The sequence below is a fragment of the Streptomyces sp. NPDC057900 genome, from assembly GCF_042887885.1.
Taxonomy (GTDB): Bacteria; Actinomycetota; Actinomycetes; order Streptomycetales; family Streptomycetaceae; genus Streptomyces.
Genome location: NZ_JBHVOI010000002.1, coordinates 592,918 through 610,733, shown reverse-complemented (window position 1 = coordinate 610,733; position 17,816 = coordinate 592,918). Strand labels below are relative to the sequence as shown.

Sequence of the window (17,816 nt, the reverse complement as noted above, 5' to 3'; positions counted from 1 at the left end):
GCCACGGAACCTCGCACCGCCCACGAGATCGCACTGTGATGCTTGTCGCGTCGTCCGGCCGCCGCACGGTCGCTCTGGGGTCCCGTCAGGTATCAGGGCGTCACACGGTAGGAAGCGATGGCTTGTTGGTAGATGTCCGAAACCTTGTCGCGCTGACTCTCCGGGCCGATGACCTGGAGGATGTGGTAGCGGCCCTTGACGATCATCGCGAGGTTGCGTACGTACACCTCCCGTCCGGAGCTGTCCTGCCAGGTGAACTGACCCTCCGCCATGGCCTGTCGGCCGACGTCTATTCGGCGCAGCCCGCTCGCGGTCGACCAGCTGGAGTCCCGGAAGGGCTTCAACTCGGCTTCCTTGTCGCGCTGGTAACCGAGCGGGTCCGCGCCGTTCGCCTTGACGGTGTCGCGGCCGGGGACGACCAGCAGCGTGAAGCCGTCGCTGCCGTAGTGGACCTGGCGTTCCGTGTTGGCGGGGCTGCGCTGCCACCCCTTGGGCACCCCGACCTCGAACCCCTCGTCGTCCTTGCGCAGCGCGTAGCCGGACGGGAGCGCGACGGCGGACCGGCTGGTCTGCGGTTTCTGCTTCCCGGCCGACTCGGCCGCGGACGGCGAGGACCCGGCCGGTTTACCGGAGCCGCTCGGGCGGGCGGAGCCGGGCTCCGGAGATCCGGTCGCCGTACGGGACGGACTGGCGCCCGCGCCGGACTGCGAGTCCGACTTGGGCATGAACTTCACGGCGTACACGATCGCCGCGACCAGCGCCAGCAGGATCAGGACGAGGAGCAGCCGGCCGAGCCGTCGCGGCGCGCGCTGCCCTTCCTGCTGCGGGCGGGGCGGGGTGCGCAGCGCCTTGGGGCCCTTGGGCTCGCGCGGCGGCCTGACGGCCCGGGGTTCGCGCGGCTCCGCGTGGACCGGCTCCACCTCCGTCCGGCCCCTGGACTGGCGGTGGCGGCCGTGCGCGGCGCCGCCCCGGCGGCCTCTGCGCTTGCGGACGAGCTCGCCCCGGCGGCGTACGACGGGCAGCTTGGTCTCGTCCACGGACGGCAGCGGCACCACGTCGAGCCCGGCCTCGGGCTCGGGCGCGGAGCGTACGAGGGAGCGCAGCCAGCCGCGCAGTTCCTCGAAGTCCGGCCGCTCGGTCGGGTCCTGCCGCAGCAGCGATTCGACGACGGGCCGCAGCGCGCCGCACTCCTCCGCGAAGGCGGGCGGCTCGCCGCAGACCATCTGGACGAGCTCGGCGGCGTTCTCCTCCGGGTACGGGGCGTGGCCCTGGACGGCGCGGTAGAGCAGCGCGCCCAGTGCCCAGAGGTCGGTGGAGGGGCCGATGGGCGGTGCGAGCTGCCAGTTCTCGTGGACCGGTCCGGCCTGCTCGGGCGCCCAGCGCTCGGTGACCGCGCCGACGACGGCGATCCGGGCCTGCCGCGCGCGTTCGGCGGCGAGGGTGGTGGCGGGGCCGCGGTAGGAGGAGGTGTCGCGGCTCCCTGCGACGATCCCGTCCCAGCCGCCCGGAGCGGCCGCCCCGGACTCCCCGGCCCCGGCGGCGGCGGGCGGCGTGTGGCGGACGACGGCCGGGGTGGTGCCCTGCCGCCGGGAGTCGGCCCGCAGGGCGTCCTCGCTGGAGCCGCCGGCCGGGACCGGGCGCCCGGCGCCGGGGCCGTCGTCCCAGGAACCGGTCAGATGCAGCCGCCGGGGCGGCGCCTGACCGCCGTCACCGCCGTCACCGTTCTCGCCGTTACCGCCGTTACCGCCGTTACCGCCGTTGCCGTCCTCGCCGTACGGGGCGTCTTCGTCGTCGTACTCGTCGTCGTATTCGTCGTCGTGGCCGTAGTCGTACGTGTAGTCGTCGGCCAGCGGGTCGGACAGCTGCGGAGCGGCCGGGCCGGTGCCTTCGCGCTGGACCGGCAGCACGCCGGTGTCCCGCGTCTCGTCCGTGCCGGCACGGCGCTCCTCCTCGCTGACGCGTGCGGCGGCGGCGCGGGCCCCCGCGCGGTACGCGGCGATGGCGCCCGCGCGCGCGGCACGCGCCTGGGCGGCGCTGCCGGGCTCGGGGGCGGGCAGGGGCTGCGGCGGCGGACGGCGCACGGACTCCAGCTCGGCGGCGGCGTACGGATACCCGGAACCCCCCGCGTACGGCCCGGACTCGATCGCCGCGGGGCCGCGCGAACCGGGCACCTCCGGCTGCTCCCCGGAGCCGGGAAGAGACTCGTAACCGTCCTCGTAGTCGTTCTCGTAGTCGTTCCCGTAACCGTCCTCGTACCCGGTCGCGGGCTCCTGTTCGGCCGTCGGCGGGACGTACGGGCCGGTGGGGCCCGACTCCACGGCGGGGCCGCCGTACTCCCCGTCCTCCGCCGCGTCGTCCTGGCGCGGCACCGGCACATAGCCGCAGAGGGCCTCCTCCGCCGCCCCGGCCGCCAGACCGGTCAGCACGACGCGTCCGTCGTCGCAGATGAGCACGGTGCGCACGGTGATGTTGCGGTGGGTCCAGCCGTGGGCGTGCAGCACGCGCAGCGCCGTCAGGACGTCGGAGCCGATCTCCGCGGCCCGGTACGGATTGAGCGGGCGCTCCGCGAGCAGCGCCGCCAGCGGGCGGGCCGCGACCAGTTCACTCACTATCCAGAGCGATCCCGCCTCGGCGAACACGTCGAAGACCTGGTCGAGCCGGGGGTGGTCGGGCACCTGGGCCGCCGCCTGGGCGGCCTCGATCGCGCGCCGGACCGCCGGATCGGTGGACCGCCGCACCGTACGCCCGCCGGTCAGCCGGGCCGGCGCGGGCAGTCCGTCGGCGTCCAGCACCTCGGCGTCCACGACTTCCGGTAACGGCACCTGCCGGACCAGGACTTCCTGCCCGCTATAGGTGTCGAACGCCCGGGTTTCCACCAGTTCGTACGCGTCGGACGGGGGCAGCGGAAGGCGGTAGCGGTCGGCAAGCACCCGACCCGCGTAGTCGTCCACGACGCCTCCCCAGAGCGCGCTGTCCCCCGGTCACACAGACCACACCGAACCAACCAATTGTGGTCACTCAACGTGCAATTGACACGCGGTTTCGGCTGCGTACGGTCTTCGGGCTCTCACAATACGTGGCAACGGGCGGCCGCGCGGCAGGGTCTGCGCAACCCGGCCCGGCAGCCGTCCTCAGTCGAGCGGTTTGAACGTGTCGAACGCGGTCCCGCGCAGCGTCTTGCACGCCTTGCTGTCCCACTCGTCGACCTTGCAGCTGATCATGATCGAGTAGCCGCGCTTCGCGTCGACCTTGAAGCCCCGGTTCAGTACCCGGCTGCGCTGGCCGTGCTCGTTCCGCTCGAACTGCCAGTCCGCGACGGTCGGGTACCCGTTGTACTCGACCTTCTTGATACCCAGGTGCTGGTACCCGCTGCTGCTGCCGGCAACCGCGCCCTTCAGCCCGTTCCAGGCGGCGGCCGCGTCGTCTCCCGGCGAGCTGTTGTAGTCGATCTGGACGCGCGGGAAGCCCTTGTCGATGTTGTAGATGCCACCGGAGTTGCTGCCCGCGATCGAGTTGCGCTCGAATCCCTCGGGCATCGCCATGGTGAAGTGGAACCGCTTGTCGGTGACCCACTTGTACCCGGCGGGCAGGGCGCCCTTGCCGTCCGCGCCGTCCTCGGAGTCGTCCGAGCCCTTGCCGGAACCGTCCTTGCCGGAGTCGTCCTTTCCGGCGTCGTCCTGGCCCTTGCCCTGGCCGTCGTTCCCGTCCTGGTCCTTGCCCTGGTCCTTGCCGCTGCCGCCCTGTTCCGTGCCGCCGGTCCCGGCGGAGGAGCCGGCCGTCGCGGCGCCGGCCGAGGCCGAGGTGTCGTCCTTGCCCTTGCCCGCGTTGCCCTTGTCCGTGTCGTCACCGCCCAGCGAGAGCGCGAGGACCGTGCCGAGCACCGCGAGCACGATGACCGCCGCGATGATCGCCAGGGTGCGGCGCGGCACCACGTCCGTGAGCGACGCGCGGGGCGGGGCGGGCGGGGTGGTGGCCGGACGCGGCGGCGGTACGGCCCCGGAGGCGGATGCCGTGGCCGTGGTGGGCGCCGTGGCGGGCCGGGCGGGTGCGGCGGCCGGGACGGCCGGGGCCGCGGCGACGGGCGCGGCCTTCGCGTTCCGGGCGGAACGCAGCGCGCCCCGCAGCCGGTCGCGGGTGCCCTCGCCCGGTTCGCCGCTCTTCGACGCGGGCTTCGCGGGGGCGGGCACCTTGGGCAGCGCCATCACCTGGGTGGCGTCGGCCGGCGGCACCGGGGCGTCCGACCGCTCGGGGGCGTTGATCACGTCGTTGAGCAGGGCGCGCGCACCGGCGTCGTCGAGCCGCTGCTCGGGGTCCCGGGCGAGCAGACCGTAGATGACCTCTTCCAGCGGACCCGCGTTCTTCGGCGGGTCGAGCGGCTCGGTCATCACTGCGGTCAGGGTCGCGATCGCGGAGCCCTTGTCGTAGGGCGGGCAGCCCTCGACGCTCGCGTAGAGGAGTCCGCCGAGCGACCAGAGGTCGGCCGGCGGGCCCGGCTTGTGCCCACGGGCCCGCTCCGGCGAGATGTACGAGGGTGCGCCGACGAGCATGCCCGTGGAGGTGACGGAGGGGTCGCCCTCGACCTGGGCGATCCCGAAGTCGGTCAGGACGACCCGGCCGTCCTCCGCGATCAGCACGTTGGACGGTTTCACGTCACGGTGCAGGATGCCCTCGCGGTGGGCGGAGCGCAGCACGTCGAGTATGGCCAGGCCCACCTCGGCCGCCCGTCTCGGCGTCAGGACACCGTCCTCGCGCACCGCCTCGGCCAGCGACTTGCCCTCGATGAGCTCCATGACGATCCACGGCCGGTCGTCCTCGTCGACCACGTCGTAGACCGTGACCGCGCCGTTGTTGCGAATCCGGGCGATCGCCTTCGCCTCGCGCAGCGTGCGCGTGATGAGACGGCGTTTCTCGTCGTCGTCGATGGCGGTCGGGAACCGCAGTTCCTTGACCGCGACCGTGCGGCCCAACGTCTCGTCGACGGCGCGGTGGACCGTGCCCATACCGCCCCGGCCGAGCACCTCCCCGAGCCGGTAGCGCCCCGCAAGGAGACGCCCGTCCTTGTCCCGTTGGGGCTCCCGTGCCTGCTCCGCCTCCGACATGCGTCCCCTCTGCGATCAACCCGCCCTGGCAGAGCGTTCATTGTCCCCTACCCCGGGACCGGTCCTGGTGCCGGGGCCCGGCTCCGCCCCGATGTGACCGGCGGAGGGGAGTCGCTGACACACCGACTCCCGGAGCGCCGTTCGCCGCCCTGCCGGTGACGGGCGCCGCCGGGGCCTGGAACAGCCGGCCTGCCCAGCGAACCACACCCCACGCCCGCAGCCTGCTACCTGCCACGGCTCGCCGTCCAGCCCGAAGCCCCCACCGCAGCACTCCTGATACACACGTGCGCGGTGGCGGGCGCCCGGGCGCCCCCCGAACCGGCGCTCCCGGAAGCGGAGTTCCGTCCGGCCAGGGGACGCCCGCGGCACTTGGACGACAGGCCCTAGATCGGCTGGATGTCCGGTGCTCCGAGCCGTGCCGCGTCCGCCGTGAGGTCGTCAGGCTGGCGCTGCGACTCCCGTTCCGCCTCCACGCGCTTCTCGTAGTGCGTGACCTCCCGGTCGATCTGGCTCTTGTCCCAGCCGAGCACCGGGGCCATCAGCTCGGCGCAGAGCCGGGCGGAACGCGTGCCCCGGTCGAAGGTCTCGATGGAGATCCGGGTCCGCCGGGTCAGCACGTCGTCGAGGTGGCGGGCGCCCTCGTGCGAGGCCGCGTAGACGATCTCGGCCTTGAGGTAGTCGTCGGCGGACGGCAGCGGCTCGCCGAGCACCGGCTCCGCGGCGATCAGCTCCAGGATCTCCTCGGTCATCGCGCCGTACCTGTTCAGCAGATGCTCCACCCGGGCGACGTGCAGCCCGGTCCGGGCGGCGATCCTGGCCCGCGCGTTCCACAGCGCGTGGTAGCCCTCCGCGCCCAGCAGCGGGATGTCCTCCGTGACACAGTCGGCCACCCGCTGGTCGAGGCCGTGCACCGCCTCGTCGACGGCGTCCTTGGCCATCACCCGGTACGTCGTGTACTTGCCGCCCGCGACGACGACGAGGCCCGGCGCCGGATGCGCCACCGTGTGCTCGCGGGACAGCTTGCTGGTCGCGTCCGACTCACCGGCCAGCAGGGGGCGCAGTCCGGCGTAGACGCCCTCGACGTCGTCCCTGGTCAGCGGGGTGAACAGGACCGAGTTGACGTGTTCGAGCAGATAGTCGATATCGGCGCTGGACGCCGCCGGGTGGGCCTTGTCCAGGTCCCAGTCGGTGTCGGTCGTGCCGATGATCCAGTGGCGGCCCCACGGGATGACGAAGAGCACGGACTTCTCGGTGCGCAGGATCAGGCCGGTGGAGGAGTGGATGCGGTCCTTCGGGACGACGAGGTGGATGCCCTTGGAGGCCCGGACGTGGAACTGGCCGCGCTCCCCGATCAGCGCCTGGGTGTCATCCGTCCAGACGCCGGTGGCGTTGACCACCTGTTTGGCCCTGATCTCGTACTCGCCGCCCGCCTCGACGTCCTCCACCCGGGCGCCGACGACCCGCTCGCCCTCCCGGAGGAAGGCGGTCACCCGGGCCCCGTTCGCCACCTGGGCGCCGTACCCGGCGGCGGTCCGCACCAGCGTCGCCACATAGCGGGCGTCGTCCATCTGGGCGTCGTAGTACTGCAGGGCCCCCACCAGCGCGTCCTTCTTCAGCGCGGGGGCGATCCGCAGGGCGTGGCGGCGCGAGAGGTGCCGGTGCACGGGCAGCCCTCTGCCGTGCCCGGACGACACCGACATCGCGTCGTACAGCGCGACGCCGGAGCCCGCGTACAGCCGCTCCCAGCCCTTGTGCTGCAACGGGTAGAGGAACGGCACCGGCTTCACCAGATGTGGCGCGAGGCGTCCCAGCAGCAGCCCGCGCTCCTTCAGTGCCTCCCGGACGAGCGCGAAGTCGAGCATCTCCAGATAGCGCAGCCCGCCGTGGATCAGCTTGCTCGACCTGCTCGACGTGCCGGACGCCCAGTCGCGCGCCTCGACCAGGCCGGTCGAGAGCCCTCTCGTGGCCGCGTCGAGTGCCGTCCCGGCGCCGACCACGCCCGCCCCCACGACCAGCACGTCCAGTTCGCGCTCGGCCATCGCTGCGAGCGCCTCGACGCGCTCCGCGGGTCCCAGTGTCGCTGTCCTCACCGCTGCCTCCCGGTAGATCGGGGTGGTACGGGCACGGGGTGCGGTCCGACCGGGGGGTCGGACACCCGTGCCCACCCCTCGATTCTGTCCGCGCTTCGCGACTTCAGCCACCGCCTGTGGACAACACCCGGACAACCACGGCCACACAATGCGACATATAGGTCATATTTACGCCTAGTCTGACATTGCGCTGTCCCCAGGGGTTGCGCTTTCTGTCCTCATGGTCTTAGGGAAGGACGGCCACCCACGTGCCTGCAGACCTCGCCGTCATCGGACTCGGTCACCTCGGCCTGCCCCTCGCCCAAGCCGCCGTCGCAGCCGGTATCCAGACCGTCGGCTACGACACCGACCCCCGGGCCTTCGCGGAGCTCTCCGCGGGCCGCACCCCCGTCGAGGGATCACTCCCCGCGTCCGACATCCGGCGCATGCTCTCCGGGGGATTCCGCCCCACCACCAACGAGGCCGAGCTCGGCCGGGTCCGCACCGCCGTGATCTGCGCGCCCACCCCGCTCGGCCCGGACCGCACCCTGGACCTGAGCGCCGTCGGCGAGGCGGCCCGCGCCCTCGCCGCCCGGCTTCGGCCGCACACCACGGTGCTGCTGGAATCCTCGGTGCCGCCCGGCACCACGGAGAACTTCCTGCTCCCCCTCCTGGAAAAGGGCTCCGGGCTGCGCGGCGGCCGCGATTTCCACCTCGCGTACTCCCCGACCCGGCTCGACCCCGGCAACCGCACCCACGTCTACGCCAACACCCCCAAGGTCATCGGCGGCCTCACCCCCGCCTGCACCGAATCGGCCGCGGCCTTCTACAGCCGGCTCACCGACAAGGTCGTCCGCGCCCGCGGCCCGCGCGAGGCCGAGATGACGAAGGTCCTGGAGACCAACTTCCGGCACGTCAACATCGCCCTGGTCAACGAGATGGCCGTGCTCTGCCACGACCTCGGCGTCGACCTCTGGGACGTCATCCGGTGCGCGGAGACCAAGCCCTTCGGCTTCCAGCCCTTCCGTCCGGGCCCCGGCGTCGGCGGCCACGGAGCCCCGGTCGACCCCGGCTTCCTCCCGTACAGCAGCCGCACCCCGGGCCACCCGCTGCGGATGGTCTCGCTCGCCCAGGAGATCAACGACCGGATGCCGCAGTACGTGATCCAGCGCTGCGCCACCCTCCTCAACGAGCACGGCAAGTCCGTGCGCGGCGCCCGGATCCTCCTCCTCGGCGTCACCTACAAGCCCGACCTCGCCGACCAGGAGGCCTCCCCCGCCCGCGAGATCGCCACCCGGCTGATGGACATGGGCGCCCAGATCGGCTACCACGACCCCCACGTGCTGGACTGGCGGGTACGCGAACTCCCGGTCCCGCGCGCCGACTCGCTGTACGAGGCGGCCTCCAGCGCCGACCTCACGGTGCTGCTCCAGCACCACCGCACGTACGACCTCCAGGGGCTCGCCGTGAAGGCTCAACTGCTCCTTGACACCCGGGGCGCGACCCCCGCCGGGGCCGCGCACCGGCTCTAGCGAACTCTGGGCGCAATCCAGCCACGGAATCTTCTGGGCCGATGTCCGACGCGGCTGCTAGCCTGCGGCGTCACTTATCGCACAGCCGTGCGCATCGCCCAGGGGGGAACCCAAATGAGCCAGCCCGTACCACCGCCGAACCAGCCTTACGACGCCCAGCCGCAGGGCGGTGCGCCGAAACCGGCGGACGGCAACCCGTACGCCGGACAGCAGCCGGGCCAGCCCCAGCCCGGCGCCCCGACCGGCAACCCGTTCGGCGCCCAGCAGCCTGGTCCGTACGGCCAGCCGGGTGCCCAGTTCGGCGGCGGCGCACCGTTCGCGCCGGTGGCCCCGGCGCGGGACAACCTCGCGCTCGGGCTGGTCGTCGCGTTCGTGGCGGCCCTGGTCGCCGCGGGCATCTACGGCGCGATCATCGGTGCCACCAAGCACGAGATCGGCTACGCGGCCGTGGGTGTGGGCGCCATCGTCGGCTTCGCCGCGGGCAAGATCGGCGGCCGCAACCCCGTCCTGCCGGTGCTCGGCGCCGTCTTCGCGCTGATCGGCGTCTACGCCGGGCAGCTGCTCGGTGAGGCCATCATCATCAGCAAGCAGCTCCCGCTGTCCGTCACGGACATCTTCCTCGACCACTTCAGCGACCTGAACACGGTGTGGAAGGAAGACTCCGACTTCGTCAGCGTCCTCTTCTTCGTGGTCGCCGCGGTGGTCGCGTTCTCCACGGCGAAGAAGACGGCCGACTAGTCACGGACCGCACACCGCACGCACCGGAGGGCCCGGACGGCGATCGCCGTCCGGGCCCTCCGTCGTACGCGTGCGCTCAGCGGCGGTGCTGCGAGTCGGCCACCGTGACCTCGACGCGCTGGAACTCCTTGAGGTCGCTGTAGCCCGTGGTCGCCATCGCCCGGCGCAGTGCGCCGAAGATGTTCATCGAGCCGTCGGGGGTGTGCGAGGGGCCGGTGAGGACCTCCTCCGTCGTCCCGACCGAGCCGAGGTCGACCAGCTTGCCGCGCGGCACGTCCTCGTGGACGGCCTCCATGCCCCAGTGCCGGCCGCGGCCCGGCGCGTCCGTCGCGCGGGCGAGCGGGGAGCCCATCATCACGGCGTCCGCGCCGCAGGCGATGGCCTTCGGCAGGTCGCCGGACCAGCCGACGCCGCCGTCCGCGATCACGTGCACGTACCGGCCGCCGGACTCGTCCATGTAGTCGCGGCGGGCACCGGCCACGTCCGCGACGGCGGTCGCCATCGGGACCTGGATGCCGAAGACGTTGCGCGTGGTGTGCGCGGCGCCGCCGCCGAAGCCGACCAGGACACCGGCCGCGCCGGTACGCATCAGGTGCAGGGCGGCGGTGTACGTGGCGCAGCCGCCGACGATCACCGGGACGTCCAGCTCGTAGATGAACTGCTTCAGGTTGAGCGGCTCGGCCGCGCCCGAGACGTGCTCGGCGGAGACCGTGGTCCCCCGGATGACGAAGATGTCCACACCCGCGTCGACGACGGCCTTGGAGAACTGGGCGGTGCGCTGCGGGGAGAGCGCGGCGGCGGTGACGACACCGGAGTCGCGCACCTCCTTGATGCGCTGCCCGATCAGCTCCTCCTGGATGGGGGCGGAGTAGATCTCCTGGAGCCGGCGGGTGGCCGACTCGACGGGCATCTGGGCGATCTCGTCGAGCAGCGGCTGCGGGTCGGCGTGCCGGGTCCACAGGCCTTCCAGGTTGAGGACGCCGAGGCCGCCGAGCTCGCCGATGCGGATGGCGTGCTGCGGGGAGACGACGGAGTCCATGGGAGCGGCCAGGAACGGCAGCTCGAAGCGGTAGGCGTCGATCTGCCAGGCGATCGAGACCTCCTTCGGGTCGCGGGTCCGGCGGCTCGGGACGACGGCGATGTCGTCGAATGCGTAAGCCCGGCGGCCGCGCTTGCCGCGCCCGATCTCGATCTCAGTCACGATGGTGTGGCCTTTCCCTCTACGTCTGCGCTGTCCAGTATCCCCGACACATACAGGAGGGGCGGTTCCGGGAACCCCGGACCGCCCCTCACCTGCGCTGTCGCGTTACTTCCTGCTGTAGTTCGGTGCTTCGACCGTCATCTGGATGTCGTGCGGGTGGCTCTCCTTGAGACCCGCGGAGGTGATCCGGACGAAGCGGCCCTTGCTCTCCATCTCGTCGACGGAGGCGGCGCCCACGTAGCCCATCGTCTGGCGGAGGCCGCCGACGAGCTGGTGCAGGACGTTGGCCAGCGGGCCCCGGTAGGGCACCTGGCCCTCGATGCCTTCGGGGACGAGCTTGTCGTCGGAGGACACCTCGGCCTGGAAGTACCGGTCCTTCGAGTACGAGCGGCCCTGGCCGCGGGACTGCATCGCGCCGAGCGAGCCCATGCCCCGGTACGACTTGAACTGCTTGCCGTTGATGAACTGCAGCTCGCCCGGGGACTCCTCGCAGCCCGCGAGCAGCGAGCCGAGCATCACCGCGTCGGCGCCGGCCACCAGGGCCTTGCCGATGTCGCCGGAGTACTGGAGGCCGCCGTCGCCGATGACCGGGACGCCCGCCGCACGGGCCGCGAGAGCGGCCTCGTAGATCGCGGTGACCTGCGGGACGCCGATGCCGGCGACCACGCGGGTGGTGCAGATCGAACCGGGTCCGACGCCCACCTTGACGCCGTCCACGCCGGCGTCGACCAGGGCCTGGGCGCCGTCGCGGGTCGCGACGTTGCCGCCGATGACGTCCACGTTCACGGCCGACTTGATCTTCGCCATCCAGTTGAGGGCGTTGCTGTTGTGGCCGTGCGAGGTGTCGACGATCAGGAAGTCCACCCCGGCACCGGCCAGCGCCTGGGCGCGGTCCAGCGCCTCCGGGCTGGCGCCGACGGCCGCGCCGACGAGCAGCCGGCCCTCGGCGTCCTTGGCGGCGTTCGGGTACTGCTCGGCCTTCTTGAAGTCCTTGACCGTGATGAGGCCCTTGAGGATGCCCGCCTCGTCGACCAGCGGCAGCTTCTCGATCTTGTGGCGGCGCAGCAGCTCCATGGCGTCCACGCCGGAGATGCCGACCCGGCCGGTGACCAGCGGCATCGGCGTCATGACCTCGCGCACCTGGCGCGCGCGGTCCGACTCGAAGGCCATGTCGCGGTTGGTGACGATGCCGAGCAGCTTGCCCGCCGCGTCGGTGACCGGAACGCCGCTGATGCGGAACTTGGCACACAGCGCGTCGGCCTCGCCGAGCGTGGCGTCCGGGCTGACCGTGATCGGGTCGGTGACCATGCCGGACTCGGACCGCTTCACCAGGTCCACCTGGTTGACCTGGTCCTCGACCGAGAGATTGCGGTGCAGTACGCCCACGCCGCCCTGCCGGGCCATGGCGATCGCCATGCGGGCCTCGGTCACCTTGTCCATCGCGGCGGAGAGCAGCGGGATGTTCACGCGTACGTTCCGCGAGATGAGCGACGAGGTGTCGACCGCGTTGGGCAGCACGTCAGATGCGCCCGGCAGCAGCAGCACGTCGTCGTATGTCAGCCCGAGCGTCGCGAATTTCTCGGGCACTCCGTCGACGTTTGCAGTCATGACACCTTCCCCAAATGGCCTTGATCGGTGCGGATGTCCATGCTAACGGCCTCCGTGCGTGTCTCATTCCACGAGCAAGATCACCAAGAGGTTCTGTACCTTCCTACGGGAGCGCGGCGACCCGGTCCGCGGGATCCCCGAGGCCCCGGCTCACTGCTCCGCGAGAGCCCGCAGCCGGCTCAGCGCACGGTGCTGGGCGACCCGGACCGCGCCCGGCGACATGCCCAGCAGCTGTCCGGTCTCCTCCGCGGTCAGCCCGACCGCGACGCGCAGAACCAGCAGCTCGCGCTGGTTCTCCGGAAGGTTGGCGAGGAGCCGCTTGGCCCAGGCGGCGTCGCTGCTGAGCAGCGCGCGCTCCTCGGGCCCGAGTGAATCGTCCGGCCGCTCCGGCATCTCGTCGGAGGGCACCGCGGTCGATCCCGGGTGGCGCATCGCGGCCCGCTGGAGATCGGCCACCTTGTGGCCGGCGATGGCGAAGACGAAGGCTTCGAAGGGTCTGCCGGTGTCCTTGTACCGGGGCAGCGCCATCAGCACCGCGACACAGACCTCCTGCGCCAGGTCTTCCACGAAGTGGCGGGCATCACCGGGCAGCCGGTTCAGCCGGGACCTGCAGTAGCGCAGGGCGAGGGGGTGGACATGAGCCAGCAGATCGTGCGTGGCCTGCGCGTCGCCCTCGACGGCGCGGTGCACCAGGGCACCGATCGCCGTCGTTCCGTCGTCGCGCATCGGACCATGGTGCCCCGGTGCCGCGTCATCCGCGGCACCGCGTCCGTAGTTGTGCACCGAAGCGTTATGAGCGGGTGCGCCGGAAGTCATGTCCTGCGCCCTCCCCTTCCGCTCGACCGAATCGTTCCCGAGGAACTCCACATCTCAAGGATGCGGCATCGGCCGGGAAGCGTCACATACCGCGGGGGCGGCGGACTCCTCTGGCGGGAAACCGCCGGGCCCCGGGTCGCCCCGTCCGCCGGTGTGCGGACGGGGGGTGAATCGACTGCCGACCGTGCCCGGCCCTCAGCGGACCAGACCCCAGCGGAAGCCGAGCGCGACGGCGTGCGCCCGGTCCGAGGCTCCGAGCTTCTTGAAAAGACGCCTGGCGTGTGTCTTCACCGTGTCCTCCGAGAGGAACAGCTCACGGCCGATCTCCGCGTTGGAGCGGCCGTGACTCATCCCTTCGAGCACCTGGATCTCACGCGCGGTGAGCGTGGGGGCCGCGCCCATCTCCGCCGACCGCAGCCGTCGCGGGGCCAGTCGCCACGTCGGATCGGCCAGCGCCTGGGTGACGGTCGCCCGGAGCTCCGCCCGGGAGGCGTCCTTGTGCAGATACCCGCGGGCCCCGGCGGCGACCGCGAGCGCCACACCGTCCAGGTCCTCCGCGACGGTCAGCATGATGATCCGCGCTCCGGGATCGGCGGAGAGCAGCCGCCGGACCGTCTCCACACCTCCCAGACCGGGCATGCGTACGTCCATCAGAATCAGATCCGAACGGTCGGCACCCCAGCGGCGGAGGACTTCCTCGCCGTTGGCCGCCGTCGTCACACGCTCGACGCCGGGCACGGTCGCGACCGCGCGACGGAGCGCCTCTCGGGCAAGCGGGGAGTCGTCGCAGACGAGGACGGATGTCATGACCGCCCTCCGAAGCTGATGCGCGTCACCTTGAGCCTCCAGGCTGTTACAAGTCGTCACCTGTGCGGTTGACGCTCTCGGACACCTGCCCGATCGCTTTCTCTGTCAACCGCCTCCGCACTCTCAACGATGGTCACTCGAAAGAGTTACGGGTCGGAGAACAGGGTTCGGCACTCTACGTGAGGGAGCGGACACAGAGGAGTGCGCCACGGGTTCGTCCAGCCGTCAACTGAAACTTCACAGGGACGCATGCCCCATTTAGCGGGTTTTCTTCCCTTTTGCTGGTGTCTGTGACTAGATTCGCAATCAGTCATATTTACATCTACTAACACCCTAGATGTACGGTCATGAACACGGCCGATGACGGACGACAACGACGTTTCCGACTCAGCACGGTTTCGAGGGGACAAGCAATGGCAGATTTCTCCCGCCTTCCCGGACCCAACGCCGATCTGTGGGACTGGCAGCTGCTGGCGGCCTGCCGCGGGGTCGACAGCTCGCTGTTCTTCCACCCGGAGGGCGAACGGGGCGCCGCCCGGAGCGCCCGCGAGAACTCCGCGAAAGAGGTCTGCATGCGGTGCCCGGTGCGCGCCGAGTGCGCGGCCCACGCCCTGGCGGTGCGAGAGCCCTACGGGGTGTGGGGCGGACTGACAGAGGACGAGCGCGAGGAGCTCATGGGACGGGCCCGCAACCGGCTGATCTCCGCGACGGCGCCCGCAGGCCCGGCGTCACCCCCCGGGCACGGCTGACCCTCGCCGCCGCCCAGTACGGCAGAAACGTTTCTTCACGCGGATGGCGTGACGTACGCGCCGCAATCCCCGCTCCGCGGACTCCGCGCCCCGCGGACCCCTCGGCGCGGCCCCCTCAGCGCGGACCCTTCAGCGGGCGGCCGCCAGCGACAGCTGGTCCAGCGTGGCCGCCACGGCCGGGACCTGCGCCAGGTCGGGCAGGGTCAGCGCGACGATCTCGCGCTCGATGGCCGGTTCCACGGTGACCGTCACGGCGCCACGGGGGCGCACCGACTCGATCGCCAGCGCCGGCAGCACGGCCACCCCGAGACCGGCGCCGACCAGGCCGATCACGGCGGGGTAGTCGTCGGTGGCGAAGTCGATCCGGGGGGTGAAGCCGGACTCCTCGCAGACCTCCACCAGCTGCCGGCGGCAGCGCGGGCAGCCGGCGATCCACGGTTCCGCGGCGAGTTCCCCGATGCCCACCGCCGTCCGGCCCGCCAGCTGATGTCCGTCGGGCAGCAGGCCGACGAGCCGGTCGGTGAGCAGCGGGCGCACCACCAGGTCGTCCCACTCGGCGCCCTGTGTGCCGTACCGGAAGGCCAGGGCGATGTCGCAGTCGCCGTCGCGCAGCATCTCCACCGAACGGGGCGGCTCGGCCTCGACCAGGGAGACCCGGGTGCCGGGGTGCTCGGCCCGCAGCGCCGCGAGGGCGCCCGGGACCAGGCTGGAACTGCCGCTCGGGAAGGACACCAGCCGGACCCGGCCGGCCCGCAGGCCCGCGATCGCGGCGACCTCCTCCTCCGCGGCGGTGAGCCCGGCGAGGATGCCGGAGGCGTGCCGTACGAGCGCCTGGCCGGCCTGCGTCAGCCGCATCTCGCGTCCGGTCCGGATGAGCAGCGTGGTGCCGGCGGAGGATTCCAGGGCCTTCATCTGCTGGCTGACCGCGGGCTGTGTGCAGCCCAGCTCGCGGGCGGCGGCGGAGAAGGAGCCGGTGGCGGAGACGGCTCGCAGGACGCGGAGATGACGGGCTTCGATCACCCTTCGAATATAAGCCCCTCTTGGGGCAGGTGCGAATTGTTCGCGTGTGACTTTGAGCCACCGGCCGGGGAGGGGGCGCGTCAGGGGGGTCGCGCGGGGCACTAACGTGCCGCGTATGACGACTGCACTGATTACGGGCGCGACCTCGGGCATCGGGGCCGCGTTCGCGCGGCGGCTCGCGGCCGAGGGGCACAACCTGGTCCTGGTGGCCCGTGACACCGAGCGGCTGCGCGAGCAGGCCACCGAGCTGCACGACCGGCACGGCATCGAGGCCGAGGTGCTGCCCGCCGACCTGTCCCTGGACGAGGGGATCGCGGCGGTGGAGGCCCGGCTGAGCGACCGCCTTCAGTCCGTCGATCTTCTGGTCAACAACGCCGGGTTCGGCAACAGGGGCAGTTATCTGGACGTCCCCATGGCCGATGAGCTGGCGATGCTGAAGGTGCACTGCGAGGCGGTGCTGCGGCTGACGTCCGCGGCGGCGGCCGGGATGAAGGAGCGCGGCCGGGGCGGCGTGGTGAACGTGGCCTCGGTGGCGGCGTTCGTGCCGCGCGGTACGTACGGGGCGTCCAAGGCGTGGGTCGTGCAGTTCACCCAGGGCGCGGCCAAGGACCTGGCGGGCTCGGGGGTGCGGCTGATGGCGCTCTGCCCCGGCTTCGTACGGACGGAGTTCCACCAGCGGGCCGGTATGGGCACGGGAAACATCCCGGGCTGGATGTGGCTGGACGCCGACAAGCTGGTGACCGCGGCCCTGGCGGACCTGGCGCGGGGCAAGTCGGTCTCGGTCCCGGACCCCCGCTACAAGGCGCTCATGGGGCTGGTCAAGGTGACGCCGCGCGGTCTGCTCGGGGGCGTCACCTCCAGGACGGGCCGCAAGTACGGACCTCAGTGACGGTCGGCATGACGGTGGGCGCACCGTGACGCCCTCGGCCGATTGTGATCGAATGATCAGAACAGTGCAACGTTCGATCATCCGCTAACCGCCTGAGGGGCTGCCACCGTGCGCGAAGGTGCCGCTGAACGTCATGACCGACTGCTGAAACTGGTGCGCGAGCAGGGCACCGCACGGGTCTCGGACCTCGCGGACCGGCTCGGCGTCTCCCCGGTGACGGCGCGCCGCGACGCCGAGGCGCTGGCCGCACGGGGGCTGCTCGACCGGGTGCACGGTTCGGTCTCCTGGCCCGCCGAACGCGGACCGGCCGGCACCCCGGCGGGCGGCGGCCCGGTCATCGGGATGCTGGCCCCGGCCGCCGTCTACTACTTCGCCGAGGTGATCCGCGGCGCCCACGAGGCGGCGGCCCGGCTCGGCGCCCGGCTGATCCTGCGGGTCACCGACTACCGCCCGGAGGACGACGCGGCGCACGCCGCCGGACTGCTGGCGGCCGGGGCGCAGGGGCTGCTGCTGGCCCCGAGCTGGACGGAGCCGGGGCATCCGGCCGCCTACAGCGACTGGCTCGCCCAGCTGCCCGTGGAGAAGGTCCTGGTGGAGCGGACCGGGGTGCCGGGCGGGCCGCTGGACGGTTTCGACCGGGTCTGCTCGGACCACGCGCACGGGGTCCTGCTCGCCATCCGGTACCTGCTGGAGCTGGGCCACGGGGCGCCGCTGCTGGTCGCTCGGGCGGACAGCCCGACGGCGCAGGCGGTCCGGGCCGGGTACGCGCGGGGGCTGGCGGTGCTGGGGCTGCGCGCGCCGGGCCCGGTGATCGAGTCGTCCTCGGACGAGCGCGATCCGGTGCTGTTCGAGCAGGCCGCGCTCGGGCTCCGGGACGCGGTGCGGCGCGGGCGGGCGACCGCGGCGCTGATGCACAACGACGAGGACGCCATCCGGATGATGCGGCGGCTGGCAGAGCTCGGTGTCCGGGTGCCCGACGACCTGTCCCTGGTCACGTACGACGACGAGGTGGCGGCGCTCGCGGACACCCCGCTCACCGCGGTGGCGCCGCCCAAGCGGGAGGTCGGGCGCAGCGCGGCGGAACTGCTGGTCGAGCGGTTGTCGGGGGAGCGCTACGGGGTGCCCGCCGACCTGGCGCCGAGGCGTCATGTCGCCCTGCTGCCGACGCTGCGGGTGCGGGACTCGTGCGGGCGGCCGTCGGGCCGGACGGCGGACTCGGGGGCGGCCGAGAGCTGAGGCCGGCGCAGCCGGCTCACCGGCCCCACGGGCACCCCGGGCACCACGGGCA

13 protein-coding genes are annotated in these 17,816 nt (G+C 72.2%); 5 read left to right on the top strand and 8 right to left on the bottom strand.

Annotated features, from left to right (window positions below):
* Positions 1-92: 92 nt before the first annotated feature.
* The 3 genes from ACFVQ0_RS10130 to ACFVQ0_RS10120 form a co-directional block, all read right to left on the bottom strand.
* Positions 93-2,951, bottom strand: coding sequence for a protein kinase (locus ACFVQ0_RS10130; protein ID WP_390086380.1), 2,859 nt, complete (start codon positions 2,949-2,951; stop codon positions 93-95).
* Between the two features lie 180 nt (positions 2,952-3,131).
* A complete protein-coding gene (locus ACFVQ0_RS10125; protein ID WP_390086378.1) occupies positions 3,132-5,099 on the bottom strand; it encodes a serine/threonine-protein kinase in 1,968 nt (655 codons plus the stop codon).
* 383 nt (positions 5,100-5,482) lie between these two features.
* On the bottom strand, positions 5,483-7,189 hold the full coding sequence (locus ACFVQ0_RS10120; RefSeq protein ID WP_390086376.1) for a glycerol-3-phosphate dehydrogenase/oxidase: 1,707 nt from the start codon (positions 7,187-7,189) through the stop codon (positions 5,483-5,485).
* Positions 7,190-7,437: 248 nt separating this feature from the next.
* On the opposite strand from ACFVQ0_RS10120, the gene ACFVQ0_RS10115 reads away from it, so the two are divergent.
* Both ACFVQ0_RS10115 and ACFVQ0_RS10110 read left to right on the top strand, forming a co-directional pair.
* Complete coding sequence (locus ACFVQ0_RS10115) at positions 7,438-8,700, top strand: nucleotide sugar dehydrogenase (protein ID WP_390086374.1); 1,263 nt, start codon at positions 7,438-7,440, stop codon at positions 8,698-8,700.
* A gap of 114 nt (positions 8,701-8,814) precedes the next feature.
* Positions 8,815-9,438 (top strand): hypothetical protein, encoded by a 624-nt coding sequence (locus ACFVQ0_RS10110; protein WP_390086373.1) that lies wholly within the window; start codon positions 8,815-8,817, stop codon positions 9,436-9,438.
* Positions 9,439-9,514: 76 nt separating this feature from the next.
* On the opposite strand, the gene ACFVQ0_RS10105 is transcribed toward ACFVQ0_RS10110, so the two are convergent.
* The 4 genes from ACFVQ0_RS10105 to ACFVQ0_RS10090 form a co-directional block, all read right to left on the bottom strand.
* The gene (locus tag ACFVQ0_RS10105; protein ID WP_024490221.1) at positions 9,515-10,639 is read right to left on the bottom strand and encodes a GuaB3 family IMP dehydrogenase-related protein; all 1,125 of its coding nucleotides are present in this window, start codon (positions 10,637-10,639) and stop codon (positions 9,515-9,517) included.
* A 105-nt stretch (positions 10,640-10,744) separates the two neighbouring features.
* Positions 10,745-12,247 carry an IMP dehydrogenase gene (gene guaB / locus ACFVQ0_RS10100; RefSeq protein WP_390086371.1) on the bottom strand — a complete coding sequence of 501 codons (1,503 nt, stop codon included), beginning with the start codon at positions 12,245-12,247 and terminating at the stop codon, positions 10,745-10,747.
* A 150-nt stretch (positions 12,248-12,397) separates the two neighbouring features.
* Positions 12,398-12,973 (bottom strand): sigma-70 family RNA polymerase sigma factor, encoded by a 576-nt coding sequence (locus tag ACFVQ0_RS10095; RefSeq protein ID WP_024490219.1) that lies wholly within the window; start codon positions 12,971-12,973, stop codon positions 12,398-12,400.
* 285 nt (positions 12,974-13,258) lie between these two features.
* Positions 13,259-13,870 carry a response regulator transcription factor gene (locus ACFVQ0_RS10090; protein WP_003948568.1) on the bottom strand — a complete coding sequence of 204 codons (612 nt, stop codon included), beginning with the start codon at positions 13,868-13,870 and terminating at the stop codon, positions 13,259-13,261.
* A 413-nt stretch (positions 13,871-14,283) separates the two neighbouring features.
* On the opposite strand from ACFVQ0_RS10090, the gene ACFVQ0_RS10085 reads away from it, so the two are divergent.
* Positions 14,284-14,619, top strand: coding sequence for a WhiB family transcriptional regulator (locus tag ACFVQ0_RS10085; RefSeq protein ID WP_073732621.1), 336 nt, complete (start codon positions 14,284-14,286; stop codon positions 14,617-14,619).
* 129 nt (positions 14,620-14,748) lie between these two features.
* On the opposite strand, the gene ACFVQ0_RS10080 is transcribed toward ACFVQ0_RS10085, so the two are convergent.
* Complete coding sequence (locus tag ACFVQ0_RS10080) at positions 14,749-15,639, bottom strand: LysR family transcriptional regulator (protein WP_390086369.1); 891 nt, start codon at positions 15,637-15,639, stop codon at positions 14,749-14,751.
* Between the two features lie 115 nt (positions 15,640-15,754).
* Here ACFVQ0_RS10080 and ACFVQ0_RS10075 point away from each other — a divergent pair, with 115 nt between their 5' ends.
* Positions 15,755-16,528 carry an SDR family NAD(P)-dependent oxidoreductase gene (locus ACFVQ0_RS10075; RefSeq protein WP_390086367.1) on the top strand — a complete coding sequence of 258 codons (774 nt, stop codon included), beginning with the start codon at positions 15,755-15,757 and terminating at the stop codon, positions 16,526-16,528.
* 108 nt (positions 16,529-16,636) lie between these two features.
* A complete protein-coding gene (locus ACFVQ0_RS10070; RefSeq protein ID WP_390086365.1) occupies positions 16,637-17,764 on the top strand; it encodes a substrate-binding domain-containing protein in 1,128 nt (375 codons plus the stop codon).
* The last annotated feature ends 52 nt before the right edge of the window (positions 17,765-17,816 follow it).

Coding starts and splice junctions, on each gene's coding strand:
- ACFVQ0_RS10075 (WP_390086367.1), top strand. CDS start 15,755: ATGACGACTGCACTGATTACGGGCGCGACCTCGGGCATCGGGGCCGCG.
- ACFVQ0_RS10085 (WP_073732621.1), top strand. CDS start 14,284: ATGGCAGATTTCTCCCGCCTTCCCGGACCCAACGCCGATCTGTGGGAC.
- ACFVQ0_RS10090 (WP_003948568.1), bottom strand. CDS start 13,870: ATGACATCCGTCCTCGTCTGCGACGACTCCCCGCTTGCCCGAGAGGCG.
- ACFVQ0_RS10095 (WP_024490219.1), bottom strand. CDS start 12,973: ATGCGCGACGACGGAACGACGGCGATCGGTGCCCTGGTGCACCGCGCC.
- ACFVQ0_RS10110 (WP_390086373.1), top strand. CDS start 8,815: ATGAGCCAGCCCGTACCACCGCCGAACCAGCCTTACGACGCCCAGCCG.
- guaB (WP_390086371.1), bottom strand. CDS start 12,247: ATGACTGCAAACGTCGACGGAGTGCCCGAGAAATTCGCGACGCTCGGG.
- ACFVQ0_RS10125 (WP_390086378.1), bottom strand. CDS start 5,099: ATGTCGGAGGCGGAGCAGGCACGGGAGCCCCAACGGGACAAGGACGGG.